At 35.3% G+C, this 9,643-nt stretch carries 9 protein-coding genes and 1 riboswitch; all 9 genes read left to right on the top strand.

All coding sequences use genetic code 11. From position 1 onward, the window contains the following. Positions 1-79: 79 nt before the first annotated feature. The gene (locus N179_RS14930) at positions 80-466 is read left to right on the top strand and encodes a GntR family transcriptional regulator (RefSeq protein WP_055966362.1); all 387 of its coding nucleotides are present in this window, start codon (positions 80-82) and stop codon (positions 464-466) included. Then, on the top strand, positions 459-1,139 hold the full coding sequence (locus N179_RS14935) for an ABC transporter ATP-binding protein (protein ID WP_055966364.1): 681 nt from the start codon (positions 459-461) through the stop codon (positions 1,137-1,139). Before N179_RS14930 ends, N179_RS14935 begins: the two co-directional genes overlap by 8 nt. Beyond that, complete coding sequence (locus tag N179_RS14940; protein ID WP_055966366.1) at positions 1,136-1,954, top strand: hypothetical protein; 819 nt, start codon at positions 1,136-1,138, stop codon at positions 1,952-1,954. Before N179_RS14935 ends, N179_RS14940 begins: the two co-directional genes overlap by 4 nt. Before the next feature lie 19 nt (positions 1,955-1,973). Further along, on the top strand, positions 1,974-3,056 hold the full coding sequence (locus N179_RS14945) for a hypothetical protein (RefSeq protein WP_055966368.1): 1,083 nt from the start codon (positions 1,974-1,976) through the stop codon (positions 3,054-3,056). Positions 3,057-3,173: 117 nt separating this feature from the next. Further along, a riboswitch (TPP riboswitch) is annotated at positions 3,174-3,274 on the top strand. 135 nt (positions 3,275-3,409) lie between these two features. Then, complete coding sequence (locus tag N179_RS14950; protein ID WP_075643118.1) at positions 3,410-4,162, top strand: 3-oxoacyl-ACP reductase; 753 nt, start codon at positions 3,410-3,412, stop codon at positions 4,160-4,162. Positions 4,163-4,217: 55 nt separating this feature from the next. Further along, positions 4,218-5,528: an LLM class flavin-dependent oxidoreductase gene (locus N179_RS14955; RefSeq protein WP_075643119.1), complete on the top strand. Its 1,311-nt coding sequence runs from the start codon at positions 4,218-4,220 to the stop codon at positions 5,526-5,528. A gap of 834 nt (positions 5,529-6,362) precedes the next feature. Further along, the gene (locus N179_RS14960) at positions 6,363-8,054 is read left to right on the top strand and encodes a hypothetical protein (protein WP_075643120.1); all 1,692 of its coding nucleotides are present in this window, start codon (positions 6,363-6,365) and stop codon (positions 8,052-8,054) included. A 163-nt stretch (positions 8,055-8,217) separates the two neighbouring features. Beyond that, entirely contained in the window at positions 8,218-8,589 is a 372-nt protein-coding gene (locus tag N179_RS17295; protein ID WP_423752128.1) for an ABC-three component system middle component 1, read from the top strand. Position 8,590: 1 nt separating this feature from the next. Continuing rightward, the coding region (locus N179_RS14970) for an AAA family ATPase (protein ID WP_143404493.1) at positions 8,591-9,643 on the top strand (1,053 nt) is incomplete at its 3' end.

The following is a 9,643-nucleotide window of genomic DNA, read 5'->3' on the forward strand; positions in this document are numbered from 1 at the left end:
TGACTTATCACTGTACTGCACATATCATACAGTTAAGAAGTGTATTATTGTTTTAATACAACGTTCATCAAGAGAGGTGATGTTATTGCATTTTGATCAACGTAGCCCTATTTATCTACAGGTTCTCCATTGGTTTAAAAAACGAATCGTTATAGGTGAATTCAAAAGAGGAGAAAGTATCCCTTCGCGTCGAGCATTAGCAAGTGAGCTTAAAATTCATCCTAATACCGCGCAAAAAGTATATAAGGAACTAGAGGAGCAGCGGTTGATTACAACCGACCGTAACGTACCGAGTAAGGTGACGATGGATCAATCCATCATTGATCGAGCGCGAATAGAGCTTCTTGAAAATGCAGTGAAGCAATTCGTAGAGTCGATATATGCGATCCAGATTCCATTAGAAGAGGTCATCATTAATTTTGAAAAAGAATACAACATTCGAAAAAGGAGTGAGCTAGATGCTTGAAGTCCGTGGATTACGAAAATCATATGGTCGAAAAAAGAATGTCCTGAACGATGTATCGTTCACTGTTCCATTAAATCAACTTACCTGCCTTATTGGATTGAATGGAGAAGGCAAATCCACCATTTTGAAAGCGATCATGGGCTTAGTTCCAGTGGATGCTGGAACAATCAAAGTGGATGGGAAAACGATACATGATTCCATCGCGTTTGTACCCGATCTTTCAACAATGCCTGGATACATGAGTGTCGGAGAAGCTATCGCTTATATGCGCGACTACTATCCGGATTGGAACCAACAAGTAGCAGAGGAACTGATGGGGTTCTTTAAACTGATGGCGACAGACCGCATCGCCAATTTATCGAAAGGGAATAAAGCAAAGGTTAATCTATTGATTGGATTTGCGATGAATCGACCTTACTTACTGCTCGATGAACCGTTGGCTGGGATTGATTTATTTACGAAAGAACAAATTGCGTGGATCTTCTCTAGTCACTATATGGAAGGGAAGGGCATCTTGATGACGACTCATGAGATTGCAGAAGTGGAACATCTCATCGACCGCGTTATTTTTCTTCAGAACGGGACCATCATACAGGAAGATGACTCGGAAGAGATGCGTGAGCTTTACGGGAAATCAGTACAGGATCGAATGAGGGAGGTTTATCAGACATGAAGAAATTCTTTATGCTATCAAACGAGGAAATCAAGCGAAGCTTCAAACTATACCTTTCGATATTGACGATGTTAGTGATTGTTGAACTCACATCGGTCGTATATCAGGTTCTTCATTATCAATCCAAGCTGGAGGATTTGATGAAAAAAGAGCGACTTACGGAAATGGAAGCTGTTGATCAACTGAATGGACCTTTGACGTTTGGCGATGCGACCAACTACTTCAAGTACATGATTGCCATCGGTATCATGTTCACGATTCTATATGCCTTTCAAATTTGGTACCGCGATTGGTATGGCGAGTCCAAGTACATCTACCGTTTATTGATGCTACCGGGTAAACGCATCACAATCCTCTTATCCAAACTGACAACAGTATTGGTATTTGTATGTGGTTTCATGGGCATCCAGTGGATCACGATTCTTATAAGTCGTCGACTCTACGAATGGTTACTCCCGGAACATTTACAAGCAGCGTCCAAAATCATCGGGGAGTCAGCTGCGTTGAACATGCTCTATACCTTCAATGTGATCGATACATTCGTCATTCTAGCGCTCGCACTCTTCGTCATCACGATGGTCTTCTTGTTCGTCTTGACGGAGCGGTCCTATCAAAAAGGGAAAGCTTTGCTGACGATCGCAAAGGATGTAGCGCTCTTGATCGTACCATTCATTGCATTACGTTACTTATTTGATTTGACTAGCATGCTCATTCCGAATCAACAGGTATTCGTCTATCTTTCCTTTATTCTCATCTATTTTATATATATAAGTTGGAAATGTGTTCGACTACTGAACCATAAAGTATCTATTTAATCATTAGAAGGAGGAAGTCATGAGACGATATAAGGAAATGATCATCGTAGGAAGCATTGCTGGCGTCACCTTACTCAGTTATTTTGGTTACGCTGCAAGCATTAAAGGATCGGATTATGAAGTCGAGAGTATACGAAAAGAAAATGCAGATGCTCTTAAAAAAGTAAACATCGAGATTGAAAATGGAGACATCAAGCCTACTCGATACAATATCCAATTGGACGGTCAAATTCATAGTGAGTCGCAGAACTATATCACAGGGTTGTTCAATAGCTATGCTGCAGACTTCCCTGCTGATTTCTATCGATTTCTTTCTAAGGAAGACGTATTTACTAGTGAAATGGGCTCGCGAACATACGGAATTGAAGTAAAGGCATCTCAGTTGAACTATCATTCTTATGACAGAAGTACACAGAAACAGTTTAAAAAGACGCTTTCTCATCGTTTAACGGTACCGGATCGTGAAATGGCTGACATCCGTGTCTTTCATCAAGACGGCATGAACGTATACGTCCAACGGGATGATCATGGAACAAAGGAAAAATCGACGGTGTTATTACTCAACCTTGCAAAAGGAAAAGTGGAGCCGCTTCAATCCGAGCAACTTAAGACTAATCAAGAACGTCATTATGTAGCAGTGAACGACTATGGAATTGTCTATCGTGAAATCGCATATGATGCGGAAGGGGTAGAAAAAGATAGCGCTTATTATCTAGATAACGGCAAAGGCATCAAACGAATCAAAGCACTTGATGCGTATGCAGCGGAAGGGAACTTTAATGCTGCTGAAAACAGCCAATCACTAATTGCTTACGGAGCATCTGACTCAGAAAAAAGTAAAAGTATTAAATGGAGCACCTATGACTTTAAAACAAATCAAGTCAAGCAACATAAAGTGGAAGGGCAGCATGCTTATCGCTTCAATGGCTCCTATACGATGATTGCGCAGGGAAAGCTATACCATATCGCTAATATCAATGATTCAGATTTCCAAGTCACGGTAGTCGATACGAAAAATGAATCGATTTCGTATCAAGGAATCATCAAAGATAAAAATGCTAAAAAGAATCGTTTGGTACAGGATGTCACTGTATCGGAGTAATCGTGATGGACTCATGATTCACCTCGTTTACTCGCTTCATAGAATACTAGAAATGAATTTATCTGTCAGAATCATTGACAGGGGTTTTCAAGACCACTACAGTGAAGATAACTTAAATAGAATCACTAGGGGTGTTATTAAACTGAGATGAGTAGCTACTCAAACCCTTTGAACCTGAACTAGGTCGTACTAGCGTAGGGAAGTGTAAACTCTGATGAACAAGCGGAGACGATGATATCGTTCTTTGCTATGTGATTATTTAGACGTGCGCAACTTTCCTTTTGGAGAGTTGCGTTTTTTGTTTACTAACTTCGCTATTTAAGTTGCAAAAATGGATGAGGGAGTGGACAAGAATGAGCAGAACAGTATTAGTGACAGGAAGTAGTCGAGGACTTGGGGCGACGATTGCAAGGGTGTTAGTGCACAACGGATTTAAAGTGGTGATCAATTACTTTAAAAGCAAGGATGCGGCAGAACAACTTGTGAGCGAACTGGGAGTAGAGAATGCAATTGCCTTGTATGCAGATGTCACGAAGCGGGAAGATGTCGAGAGCATGATGCAATCCGCAACAGCACATTATGGTCAAATCGATGTTGTCGTGAATAATGCGTTAGTAGACTTCAAATTTGATCCGGTTGCGCAAAAATCGTTTATCGATTTAGAGTGGGAAGATTATCAAAAGCAACTGGATGGAACACTTAAAGCAGCGTTTCACATCATTCAAAGTGTTCTGCCACAATTTATAGAACGACATAGCGGTAGTATCATCAGCATTGGAACAAACCTCTATCAAAACCCAGTCGTTCCTTATCATGAATACACAACAGCAAAAGCAGGTCTGATTGGCTTTACTCGAAACCTAGCCGCGGAGTTAGGTCAATATGGCATAAACGTGAATGTCGTCTCCGGTGGGTTATTGAAAGTCACAGATGCGAGTGCTGTGACAACCCCTGAAGTATTTGACTTAATTGCCCAATCGACCCCGTTGAAAAAAGTGACGAGCCCAGAAGAAGTGGCTCAACTGGTTGCCTTTTTGGCATCAGAAGCAGCATCTGGGATTACCGGTCAAAACGTAACAGTCGATGGTGGGTTAACGATGAATTAAAGCGGGCGTTTTAAAAAATTCTCAGCTTGTAAGAGAAGGGATTCGTGAACAGAAGATGACGAACAGAAATCAGTTAAATATCGGCGTTTTGTTATATGGATGTGGTCATCACCAAGCCGCATGGTTGATGCCTGATTCTGCAATTGAAGAAATCGGAGAGAGTCGCTATTATCAGCGTTTGGCTCAAATAGCGGAAGGCGGATGTTTAGATGCGGTATTTTTTGCGGACAATCAATCCTTTCCGGCTACCAATGCGACAGATTTACCTGCCTTTTGGTTGGATCCTTTAATTAATCTAACGGCTATTTCTCAAGTGACGGATCATATAGGATTAGTCTCTACGATATCGAGCACGTTCTCCAATCCGTATACAGTAGCAAGGCAACTTCTAAGCCTTGATCACGTAACGAAGGGGAGGGTAGGCTGGAACTTAGTGACCTCGATGACAGATTGGGAAGCACTAAACCACGGAATGGATGCACTTCCACCGAGGGAAGAGCGGTATAAAAAGGCGGACGAATTCGCTACATTGATGGAGAAGCTATTTTTATCATGGGATCATGCGGCTTTTCTCGCGGATCGATCAACTAACCGATTGATTGAGCCTGAAAGAATCCAACCCATCCATCATGCCGAATCCTACTATAGCGTAAAAGGTCCCTTGTCTACACCGTGTAGTCCTCAAGGGAAGCCAGTAGCGATGCAAGCAGGGGCGTCAGAACAAGGGATTGCCCTTGCAGCAAAACATGCGGATGCTGTCTATTCTGTGTCATGGAATTTTAAACAAGCCCATGCTTTTCGTGAAAAACTCCATAAGAAAATTACACAAACTGAATCACCAGATCGAAAGATTAAGATATACCCAGGCTTAGTAACGTATGTTGGTAAAACAAGAGAAGAGGCACTAGCCAAAAAAGCCGAACTAGATGAAAAATTACCGGTTGAAAATGCGTTGAAACAATTGAGTTTCTTTTTGCAGCAAGATTGCTCCACATGGGATCTCGAAGCAAAGATTCCGACCTTACCATCGATCGAGGAATTTTCCGGACCCATCGGACGCTATCGAACGATTCTAGAGATTATCGATGATACAGATCCGACGCTCAAAGAACTATTAGGCTATTTAGCAGCAGGAGGAGGACACCTAACATTGATTGGTACTCCGGAAGAAATTGTGGATCAGTTGGAATTTTGGTTTAACGAGGGAGTAGCAGATGGCTTCAACTTGATGCCGCCGTCACTACCGTCAAGTTTAGAAGATTTTGTAGACATGATCATTCCTGAGTTACAAAAAAGAGGATTGTTTAAAGTGTCCTATCAAAGTACTACATTTAGAGAGCATCTAGGTTTAACAAAAGTCGAGTAACCTTTAAAACATATTATTTTGATAAAGAAAGTAGCGGTAAACTCTTCAACATACTAAAGCTTTATATAGCATAGACTGGTTTTAACATTTGTGAAAACAAACCACTTTTAAGAACTTGCATTATTTCTGATTTAAAATGTGGATCATATTTGTAGAGGATCAACATCGGGTTACTTTTAGACTACCTGTATGTGAACTGAAGCGAAAAAGTTAGACATAAGTAATTTGTCAGGCGACCTTGAGGAAATGAGACCGGTATTCCACTGGGCTCATTTTTTTAGTTGTCCTTTGATACGACGATAGTTATAGTACTCGATATTGATAATGCCAACCTTGGTTGGAATACAGAATTGGTCGAACTTTCCGATCGCCTGATCCAATATTCCGCCAACGAATCGATTTGTAAAGCGTTTTGAAATGGTATAGACAATGATCTAACGGCTTCCCAAATCCATCATCGGCGAGAGTTCAAGATTCTCCTTGAACAAGAGTCAAGAAATCAACTCTTATATAAATTTTTTTAAAGAAAAAAGAGTAAACTATATAAAAATTAATTGTTAAATGAACAATAAAAATGAATCATTTATTAATATTAAAATTGGGGTTTTACGGTATTTTAAAGTGACAACTATCGATTAAAGAGAATAAAATCTGTTTTCTTTTATACTTAAAACTCCCGACTATTATTTATTTTAATACCATAACTGTTTACAGAAAAGAGTACGATTAAAAAAATGTAAAAAATAGTATTAATTATAATGCTTTTTCTAGTTAACGTATTATAATTAAGAATAGAATGAAATATGATGATTTATCAGTTTTAGGAGTGATAACATGCTTTCTGGTACAAATAATAATTCAGCGAACGACATTGATGAAATGATTAAAAATTTTTCCAATAACAAGCCAGAATTTAAAAGTGGCGATGAAATGATTTTTTACAAAGACCAAATTCAAGGAAAAACAGCAGAGCAGGTTTCAACTTTGTTAGGTAAAGAAATTAGCACAAGAAATTTAGCTGAAATGTTATCTTTAGAAACTGCAAAAGATCAAGGTGGGATCATTGCAGTATCAGGGTTTTATTTTCAGTTTTTAGTCACTATTGAATACATAATTGAATTAATTAATGGAAAATGGACAAACATTTTAGTAGATCATCATCAAGATATAATTTTAATTTCTGAAAGTAAAATTCGAATAATCCAAGTGAAAACAAAGGATGAGGTAGAAGTTACACCGGGTCAAGTAGATTTTTATAGAGAATGGGTTCAAAAATTATTTTTAATTGAGGGATTATTGAAATCAAGTGGAGTAGATTTGGAAAAAGTAAAAGTTGAATTTGAATTAGTCACAAACTTTATCATTAGAGATTCAAAACAAATTAAGACAAAGCTGTTTTTATCAAACACCGATTATGACTACGATGAAGAACTTATTGAAACTGAATGTAGACAATTAATAGAAAAAATCAAAAAATATCCAATTTCTGATATTAATTATGATTTAATAAAATCCGAAGATTATATAAAAAATATGTTGCGTAGATTTAAAGTTTCTTCTAAAACTTCTGAAAGCTATTTTTTTAAAGTAGCTTCTGATTTTGGTGACTTGTATTCTGAAAGAACTAAAATAGTAAAAAAAGATATAGATCAACTAATTGGATTTTTATGCGAAAAATGTACTTATCGTGATAATCCAAAAATGCAACTTATTGATGCAGATCAAGCTAAACAGATAATGTTGTCAATCGGTCATAACAACGAAATAGAGACTAGAGAACATTTTGAGACTACAGATTCAATTCGAAAAATTAAAAATTACATCAAAAGTTTAAAACTTAATTTTCGTAGAGCAAGTATTTATTCAGTTTTAGAAGAACAAATCGAAAAATTTGAACAAGAACTTTTTCAATGTATAAAAAGTGGAGAAAGTATATTTAGCATTCTTAGTCGATACAGCGAGAGAGTAAGTATTTCTAGCAAATTTGAAGCGTATCTGGAAGAAGATTTTACAGAATTTAATTTAAAAGAAATGCTTGATCTAGTATTTTGTCTAAAAATACTCGAGGATGGTGAAGTAAGTATTGATTCATCGCAAAAAAATCTGTTATTAAAAAAAATCGGTGAATCGAATTATAACCTGTTTCAATTAGGTGAACTAGAAAATCATCATAAAGGGGAAATATACTTTCAAGATATTTTCAATAGTTTGAGCTTTGAAGATCAATTTAATTTGGCGAATAACAACTATATGAAATTAGTTTTAGCAGGAGATTTTGACGATCATGATTTTGAGTATGGAAGAACACATGAAATACAGTTAAGTAAAAGTCCTTTAAAAAAAGAAATGGAAAATATTTTTACAAAAGTAGATCAAGATACTTTTTCAAAGGTTTCTTTTTATTTGGAAGTTATTAATGGTAGTACTTTTTTAGTGAGAGATTTACATGATAGTCGTATGAAACGAAGTAAAAATTGGGAAGAATTAAAAAAGCATTTAAGCGATAATTTGGGGTGTAAACTATGAATAAAACTACTCTCTTAAATATAATATCAACTAAAAGTTTTATAGTAATGAATGATACTAAACTAATAAAAGATAATCCAGAAGAGTTTTTTATACTGCAAAAAATACTTTTTCAGAAAAAATATTAGTTGCCAAGGAATATACAGAAATAGATTCTAAAATCATTCTTGAAGATGTAACTCGAGTAAAAAAAGTTTTAAGAAGTAATGATTATAATATTTGGAATTCTTATTTTTTAATTTTGTTGTCAACGTCTAATACTATAAAAAACTATAATATCGAGAGGAATTCAATAGGGTTAAGAAAGTATGTAATAAATGAAGCTTCAGACCTATATAGAATACCTTTTATAAAAGAAGAATCTAGTGAATCTAATGAATTGAATTTTTCAAAATCACTAAATGAAATTTTATCAACTGATGATCCTGAATTAAAAAAAATTTATGACTGGATGATCAAAGAAGATGCTAGTTATACGGATTTAGGAACAAAAAAAATACAAGACAAAGTGAATGAAATAATGAAGGAGTGGTGAAATGAGAATAGATAAAGTTATATTTAGTAATTTTAGAAATTACAAAAAAGTACATGAATTTAAGTTAAATAAAACATATAATGTTTTATTTGGAGAAAACGGTAATGGGAAAAGTTCCTTTTTCGATGGATTAGAGTGGTGTCTAACAGGAAATATTTCTAGATTTACTTTAAGTATGGATCCTAAAAGACCATTGGCCAATAAAGAAATTCAAATTGGCGAAGAATGTTATGTAGAAATTTATTTTGAAAATTTTTATTTGAAGCGTAGCTTCAAGCTAAATAAAACTGGTTTTAGTAATTCGCAATTCTCTATATTTACTAAGAAAAGTAATGGTCAATTTAAAAAAGCTGGCATAGGAAATGAGAAAGTTGATATTGAACTTAGAAAAATTTTATTAGAAACAGGTTATGAATATAGAGATAAAAGAAGCACAGTTGGGGAAGTAGTAAATAATGCTTACATATTATCACAAGATCAAGTTGCCGATTTTGTATCTAAAGAGCAACCAGAAAAAAGATACGAAGCATTATCAAGTATCATGGGTTTCGACGACATTGTTAAATTTAGAAAAAATCTAACAATGTTATTAAAAACCTTTACAGACAAAGAGACTTCAATAAAAAAAGAAGTTGCAGATTTAAAATTAAAAAGAGATGAATTTAAGACCTTTTTGAAAAACGTTGATTCTAATTTGTTAAGCGATTATGAAAAAATGTTCAATAAATATGCTGTCTCTATTGAAGAATTAAACATTCTATTAGATGAAAAAAGAAAGCAAATTAATAGCATTGATTTACTATATAATTCTTTAAGTCATTCACATAAATCAATTGATAAAGTTGAATCTTTAGAAGACTTTGAGAAGATAATAAATGAAAAAAATGGACTAATAAATTTTGTATCTGAACAAATTGAAAAAAAACTAATTGATATAAATAAGAAAAATGAAGAACTTAAAATTATTAGTGAAAAAGTAGTAATGCTTGAAAAAAATGAAAAAGAGAAAAAAATATATACTGAAAATGCAAATAAATTAACCATATACATAAAT

It is taken from the genome of Exiguobacterium indicum HHS 31, from assembly GCF_001939065.1.
Taxonomy (GTDB): Bacteria; Bacillota; Bacilli; order Exiguobacteriales; family Exiguobacteriaceae; genus Exiguobacterium_A; species Exiguobacterium_A indicum.

Bases quoted from the DNA above. Each gene is read 5' to 3' on its own strand.
- N179_RS14930 (WP_055966362.1), top strand. From the start codon at position 80: ATGTTATTGCATTTTGATCAACGTAGCCCTATTTATCTACAGGTTCTC.
- N179_RS14935 (WP_055966364.1), top strand. From the start codon at position 459: ATGCTTGAAGTCCGTGGATTACGAAAATCATATGGTCGAAAAAAGAAT.
- N179_RS14940 (WP_055966366.1), top strand. From the start codon at position 1,136: ATGAAGAAATTCTTTATGCTATCAAACGAGGAAATCAAGCGAAGCTTC.
- N179_RS14945 (WP_055966368.1), top strand. From the start codon at position 1,974: ATGAGACGATATAAGGAAATGATCATCGTAGGAAGCATTGCTGGCGTC.
- N179_RS14950 (WP_075643118.1), top strand. From the start codon at position 3,410: ATGAGCAGAACAGTATTAGTGACAGGAAGTAGTCGAGGACTTGGGGCG.
- N179_RS14955 (WP_075643119.1), top strand. From the start codon at position 4,218: ATGACGAACAGAAATCAGTTAAATATCGGCGTTTTGTTATATGGATGT.
- N179_RS14960 (WP_075643120.1), top strand. From the start codon at position 6,363: ATGCTTTCTGGTACAAATAATAATTCAGCGAACGACATTGATGAAATG.